The sequence below is a fragment of the uncultured Amnibacterium sp. genome (genome assembly GCF_964250715.1).
Taxonomy (GTDB): domain Bacteria; phylum Actinomycetota; class Actinomycetes; order Actinomycetales; family Microbacteriaceae; genus Amnibacterium.
The window spans coordinates 184,721-205,186 of sequence record NZ_CAXUGX010000002.1; the positions used below are offsets into that span (position 1 = coordinate 184,721).

20 protein-coding genes and 1 pseudogene are annotated in these 20,466 nt (G+C 71.2%); 13 read left to right on the plus strand and 8 right to left on the minus strand.

Annotated elements, in window-relative coordinates; translation table 11 throughout:
• Positions 1–643 precede the first annotated feature (643 nt).
• Both ACFE7H_RS03730 and ACFE7H_RS03735 read left to right on the plus strand, forming a co-directional pair.
• Positions 644–1,042 carry a hypothetical protein gene (locus ACFE7H_RS03730; RefSeq protein WP_375399867.1) on the plus strand — a complete coding sequence of 133 codons (399 nt, stop codon included), beginning with the start codon at positions 644–646 and terminating at the stop codon, positions 1,040–1,042.
• Between the two features lie 868 nt (positions 1,043–1,910).
• The gene (locus tag ACFE7H_RS03735) at positions 1,911–2,888 is read left to right on the plus strand and encodes a glycosyltransferase family 9 protein (protein ID WP_375399868.1); all 978 of its coding nucleotides are present in this window, start codon (positions 1,911–1,913) and stop codon (positions 2,886–2,888) included.
• 128 nt (positions 2,889–3,016) lie between these two features.
• Here the strand turns inward: ACFE7H_RS03735 and ACFE7H_RS03740 are convergent, their stop codons facing one another.
• Complete coding sequence (locus tag ACFE7H_RS03740) at positions 3,017–4,342, minus strand: winged helix-turn-helix domain-containing protein (protein ID WP_375399869.1); 1,326 nt, start codon at positions 4,340–4,342, stop codon at positions 3,017–3,019.
• A gap of 95 nt (positions 4,343–4,437) precedes the next feature.
• Between ACFE7H_RS03740 and ACFE7H_RS03745 the strand changes: the two genes are divergently transcribed.
• Both ACFE7H_RS03745 and ilvA read left to right on the plus strand, forming a co-directional pair.
• On the plus strand, positions 4,438–5,622 hold the full coding sequence (locus ACFE7H_RS03745; protein ID WP_375399870.1) for an AI-2E family transporter: 1,185 nt from the start codon (positions 4,438–4,440) through the stop codon (positions 5,620–5,622).
• A gap of 106 nt (positions 5,623–5,728) precedes the next feature.
• Entirely contained in the window at positions 5,729–6,979 is a 1,251-nt protein-coding gene (ilvA, locus tag ACFE7H_RS03750) for a threonine ammonia-lyase (protein WP_375399943.1), read from the plus strand.
• 141 nt (positions 6,980–7,120) lie between these two features.
• Here ilvA and greA read toward each other — a convergent pair whose 3' ends face one another.
• Complete coding sequence (gene greA / locus ACFE7H_RS03755; protein ID WP_375399871.1) at positions 7,121–7,612, minus strand: transcription elongation factor GreA; 492 nt, start codon at positions 7,610–7,612, stop codon at positions 7,121–7,123.
• 126 nt (positions 7,613–7,738) lie between these two features.
• Complete coding sequence (locus tag ACFE7H_RS03760; RefSeq protein ID WP_375399872.1) at positions 7,739–8,200, minus strand: DUF4307 domain-containing protein; 462 nt, start codon at positions 8,198–8,200, stop codon at positions 7,739–7,741.
• Positions 8,201–8,295: 95 nt separating this feature from the next.
• On the opposite strand from ACFE7H_RS03760, the gene ACFE7H_RS03765 reads away from it, so the two are divergent.
• Positions 8,296–8,571, plus strand: coding sequence for a hypothetical protein (locus ACFE7H_RS03765; RefSeq protein WP_375399873.1), 276 nt, complete (start codon positions 8,296–8,298; stop codon positions 8,569–8,571).
• A gap of 30 nt (positions 8,572–8,601) precedes the next feature.
• Here the strand turns inward: ACFE7H_RS03765 and ACFE7H_RS03770 are convergent, their stop codons facing one another.
• The gene (locus ACFE7H_RS03770) at positions 8,602–9,324 is read right to left on the minus strand and encodes a hemolysin III family protein (RefSeq protein WP_375399874.1); all 723 of its coding nucleotides are present in this window, start codon (positions 9,322–9,324) and stop codon (positions 8,602–8,604) included.
• A gap of 200 nt (positions 9,325–9,524) precedes the next feature.
• On the opposite strand from ACFE7H_RS03770, the gene ACFE7H_RS03775 reads away from it, so the two are divergent.
• The 6 genes from ACFE7H_RS03775 (at position 9,525) to ACFE7H_RS03800 (ending at position 14,903) form a co-directional block, all read left to right on the plus strand.
• Complete coding sequence (locus ACFE7H_RS03775) at positions 9,525–10,286, plus strand: isoprenyl transferase (protein ID WP_375399944.1); 762 nt, start codon at positions 9,525–9,527, stop codon at positions 10,284–10,286.
• 154 nt (positions 10,287–10,440) lie between these two features.
• A complete protein-coding gene (locus ACFE7H_RS03780; RefSeq protein WP_375399875.1) occupies positions 10,441–11,571 on the plus strand; it encodes an aminotransferase class V-fold PLP-dependent enzyme in 1,131 nt (376 codons plus the stop codon).
• Between the two features lie 508 nt (positions 11,572–12,079).
• Complete coding sequence (locus ACFE7H_RS03785; protein WP_375399945.1) at positions 12,080–13,420, plus strand: PhoH family protein; 1,341 nt, start codon at positions 12,080–12,082, stop codon at positions 13,418–13,420.
• 72 nt (positions 13,421–13,492) lie between these two features.
• Positions 13,493–14,020, plus strand: a complete 528-nt coding sequence (locus ACFE7H_RS03790; protein WP_375399876.1) for a hypothetical protein — start codon at positions 13,493–13,495, stop codon at positions 14,018–14,020.
• A 105-nt stretch (positions 14,021–14,125) separates the two neighbouring features.
• Positions 14,126–14,275, plus strand: a complete 150-nt coding sequence (locus ACFE7H_RS03795; protein WP_375399877.1) for a hypothetical protein — start codon at positions 14,126–14,128, stop codon at positions 14,273–14,275.
• Between the two features lie 55 nt (positions 14,276–14,330).
• On the plus strand, positions 14,331–14,903 hold the full coding sequence (locus ACFE7H_RS03800; protein ID WP_375399878.1) for a prepilin peptidase: 573 nt from the start codon (positions 14,331–14,333) through the stop codon (positions 14,901–14,903).
• A gap of 47 nt (positions 14,904–14,950) precedes the next feature.
• Here the strand turns inward: ACFE7H_RS03800 and ACFE7H_RS03805 are convergent, their stop codons facing one another.
• The 4 genes from ACFE7H_RS03805 to xseA form a co-directional block, all read right to left on the minus strand.
• Positions 14,951–16,360: a class II fumarate hydratase gene (locus tag ACFE7H_RS03805; protein ID WP_375399946.1), complete on the minus strand. Its 1,410-nt coding sequence runs from the start codon at positions 16,358–16,360 to the stop codon at positions 14,951–14,953.
• Between the two features lie 221 nt (positions 16,361–16,581).
• The gene (locus tag ACFE7H_RS03810; protein ID WP_375399879.1) at positions 16,582–17,271 is read right to left on the minus strand and encodes a DUF4245 family protein; all 690 of its coding nucleotides are present in this window, start codon (positions 17,269–17,271) and stop codon (positions 16,582–16,584) included.
• 31 nt (positions 17,272–17,302) lie between these two features.
• Positions 17,303–17,536 (minus strand): exodeoxyribonuclease VII small subunit, encoded by a 234-nt coding sequence (locus ACFE7H_RS03815; RefSeq protein WP_375399880.1) that lies wholly within the window; start codon positions 17,534–17,536, stop codon positions 17,303–17,305.
• Between the two features lie 69 nt (positions 17,537–17,605).
• Entirely contained in the window at positions 17,606–18,943 is a 1,338-nt protein-coding gene (gene xseA, locus ACFE7H_RS03820; RefSeq protein WP_375399881.1) for an exodeoxyribonuclease VII large subunit, read from the minus strand.
• 25 nt (positions 18,944–18,968) lie between these two features.
• Here xseA and ACFE7H_RS03825 point away from each other — a divergent pair, with 25 nt between their 5' ends.
• Positions 18,969–20,042 carry a 4-hydroxy-3-methylbut-2-enyl diphosphate reductase gene (locus tag ACFE7H_RS03825; RefSeq protein ID WP_375399882.1) on the plus strand — a complete coding sequence of 358 codons (1,074 nt, stop codon included), beginning with the start codon at positions 18,969–18,971 and terminating at the stop codon, positions 20,040–20,042.
• A pseudogene (locus ACFE7H_RS03830) lies at positions 19,970–20,440 on the plus strand (DUF6264 family protein); the annotation flags it as partial. The gene ACFE7H_RS03825 and the pseudogene ACFE7H_RS03830, both read left to right, overlap by 73 nt.
• Positions 20,441–20,466 lie beyond the last annotated feature (26 nt).

Below are 20,466 nucleotides of genomic sequence, written 5' to 3' on the forward strand. Positions count from 1 at the left end.
CTCGAACCCGAGCGCGTTCGCTCCTGAGGTGGAGAAGAAGGTTCAGGGGATCGCTCCGTCAAGCCTAGGACTGGGCTCCGCGGATCAACGAGCCGCGGCTCGACATCGTCCGCGCATTATTGCGGTAGGTGGATTGAATGCACCTACCGACATTGCACTGCAGGAGACGCGCGCGCCGTAGGGCAGCAGGCTCGGAGCGCCGGGTATGACGCTCTAGGCCGATAACTCCGAGCTAACAACGAGGCAGGCTCGCGAGGTCGCGGCGACGATGCTCCGTCTCGCCGACATCGCGGACGAGATTCATGTCCCGGCGGTGGCGACCCCGAGGCGTACGAAGTCGGCGCCGACAAGAGGGCGACAGTGCGTTCTTCATCCACCGCAGGTCGCGGATGGGCGCACTCGGGCTGCAACTGCGGCTGAGTTGCAGTCCACGGCCGACGATCAAGCGCCGGCTCAACACTGACAATCTTCTGATGTGCAGGCTCTACAGACGTTGGAAGCTGTTAAGAATCTCACTCGAAGAGATCTCGGGCCTGACGGCGCGAGGCAGGTCCGGGCGACCGTTGATGGCGTCGCACGCTGAACCTTGCTGTAACTGGTTCTGGGGGTCGTAGTCCATGCATGTCCCGCATAACGTGATTGCATGACGGAAACAAGCACGAGAAGCTCGGGTTGGTACGACTTGGGCGGGAAACGTCAGTGGTGGGACGGCACGAGTTGGCAAAAGGTCCCGAAGAGCAGCGAAGCTCTACACGACAATCCCTATCTCCCGGGACTGGCCGTTGCGGGTTTCATTCTTTTTATCGTAGGCGGCGGCTTTCTTATTGCAGGATCAAACGCAACTTCCGATTCGGATAGCAGCATCGTCAACTTTCCTTCGATGTTCATGCTCGATGGAATTGGTATCTGTACGTGCATTCTCGGCGCAGCGTTCCTCATCGCGTGGTGCGTCGCAGGAGCAGTCGGTTGGTACTTGAAGCGCCTCACGGACGTCTTCAGCGTCGAAGCGACCGGTGGTCGACGTGCCGATGCACACAACTGAGGCTTCGACGCTGCCAACAGGCCTAGGCTCCGTTCGCTGGGCCCTTATTGCACTTCCGACTTGCTGCAAAGGCTGACAACTCTTTCGACGCACCGAGCTGCGTCGACGACGTCATGCTGCTCGACGCGGCTGGGACGACGGAGGACTCGTACCGGGAATGCAGAGTTTGTCCTCGATGAAGCATCGTCGTTGGAGTTCACTCTGTTGTGACCTCGCTTTTGGTGGTCTTACCTTCTCGGAGCACATGCCAGGCTGGACTAATGCTCATATGTTGTCATCGATTGCAACAACAGCTCCATGAGGCCGTTGAGGGGCGGGCTTGACATCGCGACTGCAGTACTTGCTCTCTCATGGTGGCTATTGCCGTAGTTATTTCCGGTTCTTCAACATCGCCTCGTCAGTACGCGTCGATCACTGCTCTGAGGGACGCATACATAGCTGGTGGAGGAGATTGCTCATCCTCGAATCTGTCAGACAGCGATGCCATCGACCTCGCCCAAAGGACGCGGAACTTGTGACGACAGCAAAGCTCTCGCTGTTTTCGCCTCCACGTCTGCGGTGGATCAGCAGGTCAAGAATACGCGCCGCAAGTACGGTACCGTGTTCGAGCTCAATTAGCTTGTCGATTACAACTCGGAAGTGATAGACGATATGAAGGTGCTGAACAAGTCGCAGAAGACCATGGGTGGCACTACCTACACGTTCGGCAAGGGTGTAAACGGGGTTCGGAAGAGCTGAATGCACGGGCGGTTCGTCGGTCGCTCGTGGTGACGTCCGCAGCCAGGACGAGGGACCCGATGGAGCAGGTGTGAGTCGCTCAGGTCCGCTTCTATCTGGCCGCGCAGGGGTAGTGAACGGGCTCGGCAGGATGGGCGCCGTGGACCAGCGCGACGGGCTTGATCAGGACCATCGGCCGGTGGCGGTCGCGCTGCGGGCGCTCGGGCTGGGTGATCTGCTGACCGCGGTCCCGGCGCTGAAGGCGCTCCGCACGGCGCTGCCGGAGCATCGGCTGTTGCTGGCGACCTCGGCGTGGCTGGCGCCCGTGGTCGCGTTGCTGCCGGGGGAGGTGCGGCTGCTGCCGACCGTCGGACTGGCCGGGCCGCTGCCGCTCGCGCGCGGCTCCGTCGACGTAGCGGTGAACCTGCACGGCAACGGGCCGCAGTCGCGGGCGATCGTCGACGCGCTCGGGGCGCGGCTCACGATCACCCACGCCCTGCCCGGCGAGGCGGGTACGGCGTGGCGGCCGGAGTCGTCCGAGCGCGAGCGGTGGGTGCGGCTGCTGCAGGAGGCCGGGATGCCCGGCGACCCCGACGACGTGCGCATCCAGGCGCCGGCCGAACCGCCCCAGGTCGCCGGCGCCGCGGTCGTGCACGTGGGGGCCGCATTCGGCTCGCGCCGCTGGCCGGTCGAGCGCTTCGCCGCGGTCGCCCGGGCGCTTGCAGGCGCGGGCCTGCCGGTCGTGTTCAGCGGCGGTGCGGAGGACATGTCGCGCGCCCGGCAGGCGGCGGTGCTCGCCGGGCTGCCGGAGGAGCGGGTGCTTGCCGGCCGGCAGCCGCTCGGGGCGTTCGCGGCGCTGGTGGCGGCCGCCCGGGTGGTGGTGAGCGCCGACACGGGCGCCGGCCACCTGGCCTCGGCGTTCGGCAGCCCCTCCGTGGTCCTCTTCGGGCCCGCCAGCCCCGAGCAGTGGGGGCCGCCGCCCGGACCGCACATCGCACTCACGGATGCCCGGGTGCGGGCCGGCGACATCTTCGGCGACGAGCCCGACCCGGCGCTGCTGGCGGTCAGCGTCGCCGACGTGCTCGCCGCCCTGGCCCGCCTCGGCGTGCTGCCGCCCAGCCCCTCTTGACCCCGCCCGCCGCCCCGCCCGCCCGCCCGCCGCCCCTCCGGCGCGGCGCGCTCCCTCCGCGCGGTACCTGTGGCCTTCCCGCGGTATGCGTGCCTACCGCGCGAAGGCACAGCTACCGCGCGGAGGGGTCAGCGGAGCGACGTGGCCAGCGCGGCGGCGAGTGCCGGCGCGAGGTCGCCGCGGCCCGCGACCTGCATCTCGGGCAGGCCCTGCCAGGCGGCCGCAGCGCGGATGACCGGAGCGAGCCGCTCGGCGGTCTCCGGCGGCGCATCCGGCTCCGCCCAGGCCGCCTGCACGCGCAGCACGCCCGCCTGCCGGTCGGACTTCAGGTCGATGCGGCCGACCAGGGCGTCGTCCACGAGCGCCGGCAGCACGTAGTAGCCGTGCTCGCGCTGCGCCTGCGGCGTGTAGATGGAGATGCGGTACCGGAAGCCGAACAACCGCTCGGTGCGGGCCCGCTCCCACACCACGGGGTCGAAGGGGGAGAGCAGGGCGGCCGCCTCGATGCGCCGCGGCACGCGTGCCGCCGCGTGCCGCCACACCGGCAGGGGGCGGCCGCCGCGGGACCAGCCCCGCACCGTGACCGGGATCAGCTCGCCCGCGTCCTGCAGCTCCAGCACCGCCGCGCGGGCGTCGGTGACCTTCAGTCGGTAGTAGTCGGCGAAGTCGGACAGGGTGCCGATGCCGAGCGCGGCCGCGCCCCGCCGCATCAGCTCGCGGATCGCGTCCGCCTGTGGCACCGCGGTGTCGGTCGACGTGCCGACCCCGCCTCCCAGTCCACTTCCGAGTCCCGCGGCGGCGGAGTCGCCGAGCACGTGCTGCGGCAGCCCGTACCGGCGTTCGAATCGCCGCCGTCCCGCGGTGACCAGGTCGCCCTGCAGCCACAGCAGTTCCAGCGCCGTCTTCACATCCGACCAGCCCCACCACGGCCCGGTGCGCTCGTTCGGCTGGCCCCGCACCTCGCTCGCGGTCAGCGGACCGCGGTCGGTCAGCTCGTCGCGCAGCAGCCTGACGGTCTTCTCGTGCTCGGCCATCCACTCCGCGTACTTCCGTCGGTAGAAGTCGGTGCGGAAGCCGAACAGCGGCAGGTCGGCCACCTTGATGAAGGCCGCCTGATGCGCCCAGTACTCGGTGTACCGGGGCTGTGCCGACCGGGGCTGTGCCGACCGGGGCCGTGCCGACCGGGACTCCGCTGACCACGCCTCGGTGGTCCGACTGTGCGTCCGCAGAGTGAGCGCGTCGAGCAGCGACCGGTCGTAGGCGCCCAGCCGGGCGAACGCGGGCAGGTAGTGGCTGCGCTCGAAGACGTTCACGGAGTCGATCTGCAGCAGGTGCAGGCGCTCGATCATCCCGTTCAGCTGCCGGGTGCCGACCGCGGCCGGATGCGGTCGGCAGAAGCCCTGCGCCGCCAGCGCGATGCGGCGCGCGGCCGCGATGCTGAGCTGCTCCGTCATCCCGCCTCCCATCCCGCCTCCGGTGCCGCACATTCCCGAGCGCCGTCCAGTGATCCCGACTCGGGCCCGTCGCGGCCGGCTTCTAGACTCGCGGAATGGCACGACACTCCGACCCGGAAGAAGCGGCGCCGGATCCGGTGACTGCGGCCCTGCCGTTCGCAGTGCGGCTGGCCGGCGCCTTCTCGTGGCGGATGCTGGTGGTGGCCGGTGCCGCGGCGGTCGTCGTCTACCTCGTGATCCTGCTGCACATCGTGGTCGTCCCGCTGCTGGTCGCCATCCTGCTGACCGGCCTGCTGATGCCGGTGCGCAATCGGCTGCGGCGCGTGATGCCCAAGGGGATCGCGGTCGCCATCACCTTCGTCGGCCTGCTCGTCGCGCTCGCGGCGCTGATCCTGCTCGTGGTCGTCACCATCCGCAGCGGTCTGGCGCAGTTCGAGTCGGAGGTGACCAAGAAGGTCGACGCCCTGCACGACGCGCTGTCGGCGTTCGGGATCAGCGATACCGACCTGCAGAACGCGATCGCCACGGTCACCAAAGAGGTGCAGTCCAGCTCCGGCGCCATCGCCAGCGGCGCGCTCGCGGGTGCATCCACAGTCGGGGACATCGTGATCGGGCTGCTGCTCGCGCTCTTCAGCACCCTGTTCTTCCTGATCGACGGCGAGGGCATCTGGCGCTGGGTCGTGCGGCTGGCGCCGCGTGGAGCGAGGGCGGCGGTCGACGGCGGGGGCCGGGCCGCGTGGCTCTCGATCGGGGAGTACGCCCGCGTGCAGGTGGTCGTTGCGCTGATCGACGCGATCGGCATCGGCCTCGGCGCGGCGATCCTGCATCTGCCGTTCTTCATCCCGATCGCGGTGCTGGTCTTTCTCGGCGCCTTCATCCCGTTCGTCGGTGCAGTCGTCACCGGTGGGCTGGCGGTGATCATCGCCCTGCTCTACATCAACCCGGTGACCGCGCTGATCATGCTGGGCATCGTGATCCTGGTGAATCAGTTGGAGAGCCACGTGCTGCAGCCCCTGCTGATGGGCGGCGCCGTTCGGCTGCATCCGATCGCGGTGGTCGTGGCCGTCGCCAGCGGGTCCGTGCTCGGCGGCATCACCGGCGCCGTCTTCGCCGTGCCCCTGGTCGCCGCAGCGAACTCCCTGATCAAGTACCTGGCCGGCGGGGCCTGGAAGTCCGCGGCGCCGCCCCCGGACGGCCCGGTGCCGCAGCAGCCGGAGGGCGGATCCCGACCACGCCGACGGCGCCATCCGAAGCCGCAGGATGTGACCACCGTTGCCTGACATCGACACCGATGTCGCCACCGCAGGCACTGCCACCGCCCGCGCCGCCGCGGACACCGCGGTGACCGAGACGACCATCGGCACGACCCCGCAGGCCGTCGAAGCGCTGCAGGGGCCGCCCGTCGACGCCCATGCCGTGCCGACGCTGCAGCAGATCGAGGCCGCCCGCGAGGTCGTGCAGCGCATCGCGGTGCACACGCCGATGGAGGGCTCCCGTTTCCTGGGCGCGGTCTCGGGCGTCCCCGTGCACCTGAAGTGCGAGAACCTGCAGCGCACCGGCTCGTACAAGATCCGGGGCGCCAGCTACCGCCTCTCCCGCCTGACTGCGGAGCAGCGGGCGCGCGGCGTCGTGGCGGCCTCCGCCGGCAACCACGCGCAGGGCGTCGCGCTCGCCGCCCGCGAGCTGGGCATCGCCGCCACGATCTTCATGCCGATCGGCGTGCCGCTGCCCAAGCTGGAGGCCACCCGCGACTACGGCGCGGACGTGCGACTGATCGGCCACGCGGTGGACGAGGCGCTGCTCGCGGCGGCGCAGTTCGCCGAGTCGACCGGTGCCGTGCTGGTACCGCCCTTCGACCACGAGGACGTGATCGCGGGCCAGGGCACGCTGGGCCTCGAGATCCTGGACGACGTGCCCGAGGTCGAGACGGTGATCATCCCCACCGGCGGGGGCGGACTGATCGCCGGAGTCGCGGCGGCGGTCAAGCAGCGCGCGGCGCAGCAGGGGCGCACCATCCGGGTGATCGGCGTGCAGGCCGAGAACGCCGCCGCCTATCCCGCATCGCTGCAGGCCGACGCGGTGACGACGATCGCGACCAGTCCGACGATCGCCGACGGCATCGCCGTGGCCACGCCGGGGCGCATCAACTTCGCGATCATCCGCGAGCTGGTCGACGAGGTCGTCACGGTCACGGACGACGAGACGGCCAGCGCGATGCTCGTGCTGCTGGAGCGGGCCAAGCTGGTGGTCGAGGCGGCGGGCGCCGTCGGGGTGGCGGCGCTGATGACCGGCCGCATCAAGCCGACCGGCAGCACCGTCGTCGTCCTCTCCGGCGGCAACATCGATCCGCTGATGATGGAGCGGGTGATCAGCCGCGGCCTGATCGCGAGCGACCGCTATCTGACCCTGCGCATCGGGCTGCCCGACAGACCTGGCCAGTTGGCCGCGATCTCGGCCCTGATCGCCGAAGCGAACGCCAACGTGGTCGAGGTGCTGCACACCCGGCATGGCGCCGGCACCCAGATCAGCGAGGTGCAGATCGACATCAGCGTCGAGACCAGGGGTGCTGCCCACCGCGACCTGGTGATCGAGACCCTGCAGGCCGCCGGCTACGAGCCCCGGCCGATCGCCGGCTGACCGCCCGCGTCACGCTGATGACGCACCGGCCGACGGTGTCTCTACAGCTCCGGGACTGCGGTCCTGGCCCCGGCATGCACTCCAGTCCCTCCGCTGCACGGATGCGGGGTCTGCGCGGACCCGGATTCGCGCGGCTGTGGCTCAGCCGGTGTAGGACTCGACCAGTTCGATGCGGACGCTGATCGCCCGGCCGTTGGGCGCGGTGTAGCTGACCGTGTCGCCGACGGAGGCGCCCAGGATCGCGGCACCCAGCGGGCTCTGCTCGCTGTAGACGTCGAGACCGGAGTCGCCCGCGATCTCGCGGCTGCCGAGCAGGAAACGGTTCTCGGCGCCCGCGATCGTCGCGGTCACCACGGTTCCCGCAGCGACGTGGCCGTCGGCCGCCGCCGCAGCGCCCACCTGCGCGTGCCGCAGCAGCAGGGTGAGCTGGCGAATGCGGGCCTCGATCTTGCCCTGCTCCTCCTTGGCCGCGTGGTAGCCGCCGTTCTCCTTCAGGTCGCCTTCCTCGCGGGCCTGCTCGATCTTCTTCGCGATCTCGGTGCGGCCGCTGCCGGTCAGCTGCTCGAGTTCGGCGGCGAGCCGGTCGTGCGCCTGCTGGGTGAGCCAGGTGACGGTGGGCGCTTCGGTGGCCATGGGAACACTCCAGTGGAACCGGGCCGCTTCGGCGCCGGTTCGTGTCTCGATCGGGGGTCGACCCGGAGCCGGTGGCGGCGGGCGGACGCGACGGACGCCTGTCGGCGCTCGCGTGAACAGGCGATGTTAGGCGCGGCGGCAGGACGAGATCAAGCCGGTGACCGCCGGGCGCACCACCTTCACGACGCTCGTGCCGGAGCGGACGGCACTGCCCGTGGGGCGCAGCCGGGCCGTCGTCACGCCGACCACGCCGTGGTCGGAGCCCTGCGCCTGGATCACGCAGTCGAGCGCCTCCGCGTCGCCGGATACCTGCCAGGTGACCGACACCGAGCGCGCCTCGATCCGGTAGGAGGTCGTCTGCAGGTCGAGGGTCGTGGCGGTCGTGCCGCCCAGTCCGCTCCACACCGCCCAGGCGATCGCCGCCACGCCGATCGCCGCGGCGAGCAGAATCACTCCGAGCCGGCTGCGTCCCCGACGCCGTACCGTGCGCCCGTAGCGGTCGTCCAGCCGATCGCCGTTCGGGGCTGCTCCGGCTACTGCGCCGCCGGGCGCCGACTCCCCGGGCGCGGTGCCGACAGCACGTGACACGGCGGCCTCCGGGAAGCGATCGGCTAGGTTTTCGCTGAAGGCCCTCAGGGTACCGGCGCGCCGCGGCGGCCGTCGGCGTCGGACGGAGGTGCACGGTGCGATTCACCGCCGCCCTGCCAACTCCGTCGCCGAGCGCTTCGGTGAACGCCGACCTGATCACGCCCGGCGTGCTGGGGTTCCTGGCCATCCTGTTCGTGACGGCGGTGACGGTGCTGCTGATCATCGACATGAACCGGCGCATTCGCCGCGTGCGCTATCGGGGCGAGTTGCGCGAGCGGCTGGAGCAGCGCGATCGACCTGGCCGCGATCGCCCGGGCCGTGATCGACCTGGGCGCGATCGACCCGGCGACGACCGTCGCCCCGGCGCCTGATCCGCTCCGCCGACCCGGCCCGCGGACCCGTCAGGCGACGGGATGCAGCGCGATCAGCAGGGTCGCGGTCCAGTGGCAGGCGAACGCCAGCACCGTGCAGGTGTGGAACACCTCGTGAAAGCCGAATCGGCCGGGGAACGGGTTCGGACGCTTCATCGCGTAGGCGAGCGCCCCGATCGTGTAGAGCACGCCGCCGACCGTGAACAGCACCATCATCGCCGGGTTCGCCGCGAACAGGGCGGGGAACTGGCTGACCGCGGTCCAGCTGAGGGCCAGGTAGGCGAACACGTAGAGCCAGCGGGGCGCGCCGATCCACAGGATGCGGAAGGCGATCCCGAGCACCGCGACGCTCCACACCACGATGATCAGCGGCACTCCGGTGGACCGCGGCAGCCCCAGCAGGGACAGCGGCGTGTAGGTGCCGGCGATGAGCAGAAAGATGTTGCTGTGGTCGATGCGCTTTAGCAGGCGCTTCACCTTGGGCGACCAGGCGAAGCGGTGATAGAGCGCCGAGTTGCCGAACAGCAGCAGGCTGGTCACCGCGAACACCGCGCTCGCCCACTTCGCCTGCGCGCCGTCCGCCAGGCAGATCAGCACGATGCCGGCGGCGACCGCGACCGGCGTCGTCCCGGCGTGCAGCCAACCGCGCCAGGTCGGCACGGGCTCCGTCTCGGTCGCCTCCAGCATTGGCAGGGGCGCCGGCTCGGCGTCGTCCGCCGGCGAGAACAGCGCATCTGGTCGCCGTGACGTCATCGCGATTCCGCCATCGGCCCAGGGTAGAGCAGCCCCGATCCGAGCGGGAGTGGCGGCCGGATGGTGCCGGGCGAGGGCCGAGAGGCGGCCGAACAGGACCGGAAGCGGCGCCGAGCACCGGGCGTAGCCTGGCCGTCGTGCAGGACGAGGGTTCGGACGCGCGCGCGCGCCGCTCGGTCGCCCTCCGGTCGCGACGTCGCCTGCGCCGCTCGCTGGAGGGCCTCTACCTGCGGCGGCTGCAGGCGTCGCTGGATCGCTCCGCGCTGCCGAAGCATGTGGCGATGATCATCGACGGCAACCGCCGGTGGGCCAGGCAGCTCGGCCACGACACCGCGGCGCACGGCCACCGGGCGGGGGCGGACCGCATCCGCGAGTTCGCCCGCTGGTGCGATGAACTCGGCATCCAGGTGGTGACGCTCTATCTGCTCTCCACCGACAACCTGCGCGGCCGTGACCAGGAGGAGTTGACGGCGCTGACCGACATCATCGCCGACCTGGCGACCGATCTCTCCGAGGTGCGCCGCTGGCGGGTGCAGCACGTCGGGTCGACGGCGGGGCTGCCCGACCAGCTGGTCGCCGCGCTCGCCGCCGCTCAGGAGCCGGGACGGGCGGGCTCGGGCCTGCACATCAATCTGGCCATCGGCTACGGCGGTCGCACCGAGATCGCGGACGCCATGCGCAGTATCGTGCGCGCCCACGCCGCGGGCGGCGGGGCGCTCGACGAGCTCGCCGAGGTGCTGACTCCGGAGCTGATCGGCGAGCACCTGTACACCGGTGGTCAGCCCGATCCCGACCTGGTCATCCGCACCTCGGGGGAGCAGCGACTGTCGGACTTCATGCTGTGGCAGAGCGCGCACAGCGAGTTCTACTTCGTGGAGGCGCTCGGTCCCGACCTGCGCGAGATCGACTTCCTGCGCGCGATGCGCGCCTACACGCAGCGCCACCGCCGCTTCGGCGGCTGACGCACGCCGCGGCTGCTGACCGCGGCCGCCGAAGAATTCAGGCGATCTCGAGGAATGCAGGCGATCCGGCCCCTTGCGGGACTGAATCCCTCGAGTGCTCCTGAATTCCTCGGAACTCAGGCGCCCGCGGCGCGCCGCTACGCTGACGACGCCCATGGACCGCCTGCTGACGTACCTCACCGGCTTCGACGAGGAGCCCGGGTACCTGGACGTCGCCGCCTTCGGACCGCTGTCGGCGCCGGTGCTGGCGGAGTGGGATGCGCACCGCGACCTGCTGGCCCGCGGCCGCTACGGCGCGCTGGGTCGCCTGACCGAGAACGTCGACCGCATGCGGGCGGCCGCTGCGACCCTGACCGGCTTCCGCGACGACCAGATCGTCTTCCAGCCGGGTGCCGTGGAGGGACTGACCCAGGCGGTCTTCGGCGTCACCGGCGGCATCCTGGTCTCGCCGGGGGAGCACCCGGGGCTGGCGGCTGCGGCCGTCCGCGCCTCCGAGGCGTTGAAGGCGACCGCGCCGATCTGGCTCGACACGGACCACGGCCGGGTCACCCCCGGGCAGATCAAGGAGCAGCTCACCAGCACGACCACCGCTGTGGCCGTGAGCCTGGTCGACCCGCGCACCGGCTACCTCGCCGACCTGGAGGGCATCCGGCAGGTGATCGGCGATCGACTGCTGCTGGTCGACGCCACCTACGGACTCGGCGCGGTCGACGCGCCGGTCGCGCAGGCGGACGTGTTGGCCTGCGGCGGCCACACCTGGCTGCGCGCCGGCTACGGGTGCGGGTTCCTCGCCGTCTCCGACCGGGCCGGCGCCAAGCTGACCCCGGTGCTCTCCGGCCCGCCCGGCTTCGCGGGCGGCGAGACCGTGTGGGACCAGGTGCCGGATCCGGCCGACGGAGCCGCCGGCCTGCAGCTGGGCGATCCCGATCCGGTCGCCGCCGCGCAACTGGCCGCCGCCATCGAGGACCTGAACCGCGCGGGTGTGCCCGCGGTCGCCGATCGCCTGCGGTCGGTGGTGACGGAGGTGATCGCGCTCGCGGACGAGTACGCGGTTCCGGTGGTCAGCCCCCGCAACGTCACTGAGCGCGCCGGCATCGTGGTGCTCGACCCCAGCGAGGATCAGTTGACCGCCCTGACGGCGGCGCTGTTCAACCACGGTGTCTCCGCGACCGTGCAGGCCGGCCGCGTGCGCCTCTCCGCCAGCGCGGGCACCACCTCCGACACCCTGGAGCTGCTGCGTGCCTCCCTGCTCTCGTTCGCGATGGCCGCCCGTACGGTGCACTGAGGGGCGAGACCCGGCCCGGGCAACCCTGCGCGACGACGGAGTGGCAGCCCAACTACGGAGCTACCTGCGCAACTACGGACGATTCGCCCGCGAACGCGGCGTGTCGGGCGGGACCTCCGTAGTTGGGGAGGATCTCCGTACTTGGGGAGGATCTCCGTAGTTGGGCTGGGTCGCGTCGAAGCGGTGATCGCCGGCCACGCGCCGCCCCGGATGACGGCGGCGTGACGGCCGCATGTCCGGCCGGAAACACCCTCGGTGTCAAGCCGTCCCGCTGTCGTATCGCTGGCCTAGATTGACGCCATCGGGTACCTCACCCGGTCGCGGGACGGCATCGCACGGCTCGAGACGAGGAGGCGCAGTCCCCGCGGGAACGTACGGATCCGCACGAAGTCCGGCAACGGGCTGGTGCGGGGTGGGAGGCAATGTGCCCGATTCAGTGCCGCAGTCCGAGCAGGTCGACCGAGGCGAGTCCGAGCAGATCGAGTCCGAGCAGATCGAGTCCACGCGGATGCAACCCCGGCGCAGGGAGTTCCGAGCGTCGGGCGGCGAGCCTCGCACGGGCGAGCGCACGTTCGTGCTCGACACCTCGGTGCTGCTGTCCGATCCGCGAGCCGTGTTCCGGTTCGCCGAGCACGCGGTCGTGCTGCCGGTCGTCGTCATCTCCGAGCTGGAGGCCAAGCGGCACGACCCCGAGATCGGCTACTTCGCCCGCGCGGCGCTCCGCAACCTCGACGATCTGCGGCTCGCGCACGAGCGGCTCGACTTCCCGGTGCCGGTCGGTGACGGCGGTTCGCTTCGGGTCGAGCTGAACCACTCCAACATGTCCGTGCTGCCGAACGGCCTGCAGCTCGGCGGCAACGACTCCCGCATCCTGGCGGTCGCGCAGAACCTGGCGAACGACGGCCTGGCCGTCACCGTCGTGTCCAAGGACCTGCCGATGCGGGTCAAGGCCGCCTCCATCGGCCTGACAGCGGAGGAGTACCGGGCCGAGCTGGCCGTCGACGACGGGTACACCGGCGTCGCCGAACTGGCCCTGTCCGCCGAGCAGATGAGCCGGCTGTACGGCGACGAGCGACTCAGCAGCCGGGCGGTCGCCGACCTGCCGATCAACACGGGCGTGGTCGTCACCTCCGAGCGCGGCTCCGCCCTCGCGCGGGTCGTCAGCCGCGGCGAGGTGCGCCTGGTCCGCGGCGACCGCGACGTGTTCGGGCTGCACGGCCGCAGCGCCGAGCAGCGGCTGGCCATCGATCTGCTGCTCGACCCCTCCGTCGGCATCGTCTCTCTGGGCGGCCGCGCCGGCACGGGCAAGAGCGCCCTCGCCCTGTGCGCCGCCCTGGAGGCGGTGTTGGAGCGCCAGCAGCATCGCAAGATCATGGTGTTCCGGCCGCTGTACGCGGTCGGCGGTCAGGACCTGGGCTACCTGCCGGGCGACGCCGCCGAGAAGATGAACCCCTGGGGGCAGGCCGTCTTCGACACCCTGGGCGCGGTCGTCTCGCCGAACGTGGTGGAGGAGGTGCTGGAGCGGGGCATCCTGGAGGTGCTGCCGCTCACCCACATCCGCGGCCGCTCGCTGCACGACGCGTTCGTAATCGTGGACGAGGCCCAGTCGCTGGAACGCAATGTGCTGCTGACGGTGCTGTCCCGCATCGGGCAGAACTCGCGGGTGGTGCTGACGCACGACGTGGCGCAGCGCGACAACCTGCGCGTCGGCCGCCACGACGGCGTCGCCAGCGTGATCGAGACGTTGAAGGGCCATCCGTTGTTCGCCCACGTCACCCTCACCCGATCCGAGCGCAGCGCGATCGCGGCCCTGGTCACCCAGATGCTGGAGTCCACCGAGGTTCCCTGACCAGCCTCCGCCGATCTGCACTGCCGGCGGCCGGAGCGACGCACGGGGCCCCGCGGTGGATACGCTGCGCCGGTGACTCGGAACATGATGAGCCGCCGGATCGTGGTGGCGACGGTCGGCGTGCTGCTGGCAGCCCTGCTGGTGCTGGGCACGATCGACACGTTCCTCTGGTTGCCGCAGTACCTCGCGCCGGGCATCCCGCTCAGCCGTATCTATGCCGCGCTCGCGGCATCGAGCGATCTGCCGTCCTGCATCCTCTCTCCGGTCATCTGGCTGGTGTTCTGGGGAGTGCTCGCGGCCGGATACGTCGCCGTGATGCTGCCGGTCCACGCCACCTTCGCACCGGTGACCGACGCTGCGCGCCTGCTCGGCACGACGGCCATCGGCGTCCTGCTGATCGGCGCCACCGGCTTCTTCCACTTCTGGAGCGCGTTCGCCATGGGGATGTCCGTGTCCGACGAGCTGCCGCCGGGTGCCGGAGGCACGACGCCGCTCGGCACCGTGATCGTCACCGGCGGAATGCTGGCCGGAGTCGCCGGGCTGCTGCTCGGCGTCGTCGCGCTGGTAACCAGGCGGAGGAGGTCGCCCGCCGCCGCGTGAGCACTTCGTGAGTCGGCTCAGATCGGACGGAGCGATGCGAGTCCGGACGCTCGCCCGCCGTGGGTCACGACGCTGTGGGCGGGCGGCGGCTTCGTCCTCGCCGGTGTGCTGCAGCTGCTCGGCGTGCTCGGTGTCGCGATCCCGATCACCGAGGAGTACATCTTCCCGTTCTCCAGCACGGTCCCGTATCGGGTGTCCATCGTCGTCCGGCCGATCGCCGCGTGCCTCGCGGCCATCGGTGTTCACGGTGACTAGTGCTGCCTGTGGACAGCGTGGGCGAGACGGAGTCCAGTCACGTACCGTCTCGCGAATGACCTCGCTCGCCCTGCCGTCGGTGCGCACACGACTCAGCCGGGCGCGCGCGGCAACGGCCCGTCTCGGTGCGGCGGAGTCGGCGGTCGTCGCGCTGCTGGTGCTCGGTGCGATCACGGTCGGCGGCGTGCGGCCCCTGACGGTCGGCCTGCTCTGGCTCGCCCTCGTGACTCCGCGCCTCATGGCGGTCGACATCGCTGAGCATCGCCTGCCGGACGCGATCGTGCTGCCCGGTTACCCGATCGTCCTGCTGGCCGTCGGCGCCGACGCGATCTGGGGGCGGACCGACCTGCGGGCCGCGTTGGTCGCCGGGATCGCGTACGGCGGCACGCTGCTCGTACTGCATGCCCTGGGCGGCATGGGACTGGGCGACGTGAAGCTGGCGCCCGTGCTCGGCCTGCTGCTCGGCGGGATCGGCCCGGTCGCCGCCGTGGTCGGTCCGCTCGCCGCCATGTTCGCCGGAGGCGCCGCAGCCGTGGTCGCGCTGATCCGGTTCGGGCCCCGCGCCCACATCCCCTTCGGGCCGCCGATGCTGCTCGGCGCCTGGGCCGCGCTGCTGCTGCCGGTCTGAGCCGCCCGACCAGCGGGGTCGCCGATCCGCGAGGGCGTTGCCGCCGGTCAGCCCGGGCGGGTCATCGAGAGCACGTCGAGCGCAGCATCCAGGTGCGCCTCGTCGACCTCGCCGCGCTCCACGAAGCCCAGATCGACGACCGCCTGTCGCACGGTCACGCCCTCGGCGACGGCGTGCTTCGCCACCTTCGCCGCGGCCTCGTAGCCGATCACCCGGTTCAGCGGCGTGACGATGGACGGCGACGACTCCGCCAGCGCCCGCGCTCGCTCGACGTTCGCCTGCAGCCCGTCGATCACCTTGTCGGCCAGCAGCCGGCTGACGTTCGACAGCAGACGGATCGACTCCAGCAGCGCGGTCCCCATCACCGGGATGCCGACGTTCAGTTCGAAGATGCCGGAGGCGCCTGCCCAGGTGATCGTCGCGTCGTTGCCGATCACCCGTGCGCAGACCATCAGGGTCGCCTCGGGGATGACTGGATTCACCTTGCCGGGCATGATCGACGAACCCGGCTGCAGGTCGGGAATGTGCAGTTCGCCGAGCCCCGTGTTCGGCCCGGAGCCCATCCAGCGGATGTCGTTGCAGATCTTGGTCAGGCTGACCGCGATCACCTTGAGCACCCCGGAGGCCTCGACCAGGCCGTCGCGGGCGCCCTGCGCCTCGAAGTGGTCCGCCGCCTCGGTCAGCGGCAGCCCGGTCGTCTCGGCGACGATCTGGATCACCCGCTCCGAGAACCCGGCGGGGGTGTTGATGCCGGTGCCGGTGGCGGTGCCGCCCAGCGGAACCTCGGCCAGCCGCGGCACCGCCGCGTGCAACCGCTCGATGCCGAGGCGGATCTGCCTGGCGTAGCCGCCGAATTCCTGACCGAAGGTGACCGGCGTCGCATCCATCAGGTGGGTGCGGCCGGGCTTCACGGTCTGCGCCCACAGCGCAGCCTTCGCCTGCAGCGACTCCGCCAGGTGCTCCAGCGCCGGCACCAGATCGTCCAGCACCGCCTGCGTTGCGGCGACGTGCACGGAGGTGGGGAAGACGTCGTTCGACGACTGCGACGCGTTCACGTGGTCGTTCGGGTGCACCCGGCCCCCGAGCGACGCCGAGGCGATCGCGCCGATCACCTCGTTCGCGTTCATGTTGGAGGAGGTGCCGCTGCCGGTCTGGTACAGGTCGATCGGGAACTGGTCCAGGTGCGAGCCGGCGATGATCTCGTCGGCGGCGGCAACGATCGCCGCCGCGATGTCGGAATCGATCACGCCCAGGTCGCCGTTCACGATCGCCGCCGCCCGCTTGATGCGCGCCAGGGCGACGATCTGCGCGTCCTCCAGCCCGACCCCCGAGATCGGAAAGTTCTCTACCGCGCGCTGCGTCTGCGCGGCCCAGAGCGCCGCGGCGGGCACCCGCACCTCGCCCATCGTGTCGTGCTCGATGCGGTACTCGGGTGCGGCGTCGGCCACGTCGGTCAGCTCCTTCAGGTGGTTGGCGCAGTGCGCCGGACGGATGCTCCACGGTACTGCCGGCCCCGCAGAGCGTCCGCCGAGTCCGCCTGCGCTGTATAGCTCCGCACCCCGTCCGTATCTCGCCGCACCTCGCGCGGTCGGTGAACCTGCGCGCGGTGTGCACACCTACCGCGCTCGGGCGTCGGTACCGCGCGAAGGCGGCCCCGGAGTGGGCTTGGGCGGGGCGCTCAGCCCGTGGGCGGGCCGCCCGGGGCGGCTGCGGTGCCGGTGATCCCCGACGCCTGTGCGCTGGCGACCAGGCGGGCCGCCAGTGACCGGATCGCCGACGGGTCGGTGGTGCCGTAGGTGACCAGGTACGTGGAGCCGATGCGGGTCGCGAGCGCGTACTGCGCGTTACCGGCCGCCTGCCCCTGGCTTCGCTGGTCGTAGACCCGCCAGGGGTGCCCGCCGATCGTGGTGACGCTGTCGCTGCGCGCGCCGTTCACCAGGTCGGACAACCACGTGTCGTTGGCGCGGAGACCCTGGTTGTAGCCGATATAGCCGCTGTCCGGAGTGACGAAGCCCACGTACCAGGAGGTGACGCGATCGCTCACCCGCAACTCGGCGGCGTTCGCGGTCCAGCCGGCCGGCACGGACGGCGCCAGTAGGGGATCGCTGACGGAATTCTGGGCCTGCGAGGCGAGCTGCCGGTAGTCGACCGCCGGAGCGGTGACGCCGGTGCCGCGCGGTACGACGGCCACGATCACGACGACCAGCCCCAGGCAGACCAGCAGCGAGTAGACCAGGTTGCGCCAGGTCTGCCGCACCCGGTGCAGCCGGCTGTTCTCGGCCCTGCGTGCTGCGGTTTCCTCCGGCGTCTCGGGGCGCCCCAGCTCCGCGACGACCCGCGGCGCTCTCGGCGGCTGAAGACCGCTCACGAGCCGGACTCCCTCACGAGCCGGACGCCCCTCACGAGCCGGACGCGGCGCCGCGGGCGGCGTCGAGTCGGGCCCGTGCACCGATCAGCCACGTCTCACAGCGTGCGGCCAGCGCTTCGCCGCGCTCCCAGAGTGCGAGGGACTGTTCCAGGGTGGTGCCGCCGCGCTCCAACTCGTCCACCACGGCGACCAGCGCGTCGCGCGCCTGCTCATAGGAGAGCGAGTCGATCTGGGGCTCGTCGACGGCAGCGCGGGGGTCGCTCATGGGCGCCAAGTGTACGAGCGGTCGGCGACACTGTTGCGGGAGGTGATGAGCCGCCTCGCTCGCGGCAGATCAGACCCCGGCCGGCTGGGGCTGGGCGCGGCGCCGCTCGGCCCCGGTGGGTAGCGGACCCCGGCTGACCGCCTCGACCGCGCCGTCCGCGACCCGCACCGTGAGGGCCGATCCGTCGGGAGCGTCGGCCGCGTGCCGCAGGGCGGCGCCGCGACTGTCCAGCACGATCGCGTAACCGCGGTCCAGAGTGCGCACCGGCGAGAGCGCACGCAGCTGGCCGCGCGCCTCGAGCAGGCGGCGCTCCGCGAGGTCGAGGCCCCGGTGCACCAGCTCCACGCCGCGGGCGGCCACCCGGGTCAGCTCGTCGGCGCGCACATCGACGATCCAGGCGGTGCCGGCCAGCGACGGGCGGGAGCGCAGCGCCTGCACACGGTCGATCTCGGTCGCGACCCGGTGTGTGACCCGGGCGGTGATGCGCGCCCGAGCCTGCGCCACCTGGTTCAGCTCCTCCGTCACGTCTGGCACGACGCGCTTCGCGGCGTCGGTGGGTGTGGAGGCACGCAGGTCGGCGACCTCGTCCAGCAGCGGCCGGTCCGCCTCATGGCCGATGGCGCTGACCACCGGAGTGGTCACGGCCGCGACCGCGCGCACCAGACGCTCGTCGCTGAAGCCGAGCAGGTTCTGAAAATCGCCGCCGCCGCGAGCGATGATGATGACCTGCACCCGCGGGTCGGCGTCGAGCACCCTGAGCGCGGCGAGCACCTCCGGCACCGTCCGATCGCCCTGCACCGCGGCGTACTCGATGCGGAAGTCGACTCCGGGCCAGCGCAGTTGCGCGTTGCGCAGCACGTCCTTCTCGGCGTCGGAGTCCTTGCCGGTGATCAGCCCGATTCGGCTGGGCAGGAACGGCAGGCGGCGCTTGCGGTCCTGCCGGAACAGGCCCTCGGCGTCCAGGGTGCCGCGCAGCCGCTCCAGCTTCTCCAACAGCTCGCCGAGCCCCACATGCCGCATCGCGTAGACCTGCATGGTGAGCGAGCCGGCCTTCAGCCAGTAGTCCGGCTTGACCAGGGCGATCACCCGGTCGCCCTGCTTCAGGTCGGCCGGCATCGTGGCGCGGGTGGAACCCCAGATGGAGAAGGAGACGGTCGCCTCGCGGTCGCAGTCCTTCAACTTGCCGTAGACGGTGCCGCCGCGATCGCTCCACTGCGTGATCTCACCCTCGACCCACACCTGGCCCAGGCGGTCGATGTAGGCGCGCAGCTTCTCCGCCAGCACGGCGACGCCCCAGGGCGCGTCGGTGGTGCCGCCGGCGCTCACAGCGCCCGCTGCGCTCGATCCGCCGACTGTGCTTGCCGCACCGCTCGTGCTCGCACCGACCGCTGCGCTCGCTCCGCTCATGCGCCCGCCTTCTACACTTGTCTGGATGACCACCACCGCGCCGGCCGCCGTGCCGCCCGCGGCGCGGTCCACGGTAACCGCTCACCCCGACACCGCGACCCCGCCCGGTCCGGTGGCGGCGGGTGCGAAGCGCGTGCTGCTGGCGGCTCCCCGCGGCTACTGCGCCGGCGTCGATCGTGCCGTCATCGCGGTGGAGAAGGCGCTGGAGCGCTACGGCGCTCCGGTGTACGTGCGCAAGCAGATCGTGCACAACCGACACGTGGTCGAGTCGCTGGAGGCGCGCGGCGCGATCTTCGTCGACGATGTGGCTGAGGTGCCGCGCGGCGAGCACGTGGTGTTCAGCGCGCACGGCGTCAGCCCCGCCGTGGTGCGCGCCGCCGCCGAGCGCGGCCTGCAGGCGATCGACGCCACCTGCCCGCTCGTCACCAAGGTGCATCGCGAGGCCGTGCGCTTCGCCCGGGACGACTTCCAGATCCTTCTCATCGGCCATCACGGCCATGAGGAGGTGGAGGGGACCGCCGGCGAGGCGCCCGACCGCGTCACCCTGATCGGCTCGCCCGACGAGGCCGACACCGTTGAGGTGCGCGATCCGACCAAGCTCGTCTGGCTCTCGCAGACCACCCTGTCCGTGGACGAGACCATGGAGACCGTGCGTCGCCTGCGTGCCCGATTCCCGCAGTTGGCCGATCCGCCGTCCGACGACATCTGCTACGCCACGCAGAACCGGCAGGTCGCCATCAAGCAGGTCGCTCCGCAGGCCGACCTGGTGCTCGTGGTCGGCAGCGCCAACTCCTCCAACACCGTCCGGCTGGTGCAGGTGGCGCTGGAGGCCGGCGCGGGTGCCGCGCACCGCATCGACGACGCGGGCGAGCTGGACCCCGCCTGGCTGGAGGGCGTCACCACGATCGGCGTGACGAGCGGAGCCAGCGTGCCGGAGGAGCTGGTGCAGCGCCTGCTCACCCGGCTCGAGCAGGCCGGCTTCCCCGTCGCCGACGAGGTGCGCACCGCGGAGGAGGACCTCGTCTTCTCGCTGCCGCGCGAACTTCGGCAGACCGCCGCAGGCGTGCGCGATCCGCGCGCTCTGGGCGGCCGGGCCTGACGCGTCCCGCGATGCCCGAGCAGCGGCAGGGCCCGCCCCGGGATGCGCCGATCACCGTCGCGCTGCTGGTCGGTGGACTGGTGACGGTGACGCAAGCGGTGGCCGCCGCTCGGATGCTGCCGGCGTCGCTCGACGAGTCCTACGCGAGCGCCGGGATCGGCCACTACACGAACGTCGCGCTGGCGACACCGGTCGGCTCGGCGATCGTCATCACGCAGATCGTGTCGCTGGTGATCGCGATCGCCGCGTCGGTGCACCGCCTGCGCCACCGACGCCGGTCGTTCTGGATCCCGCTGGTGGTCGCCGCCGGTTGCTGGCTCGTGACCGGAGCGCTGTACACCGTCGCCATCCTCGGCGATCCGGCGTTCGCGAAGGCCATGACGGCGATGTCTGGTTGAGCAGAGTCGGGTTGAGCGGAGCCGGG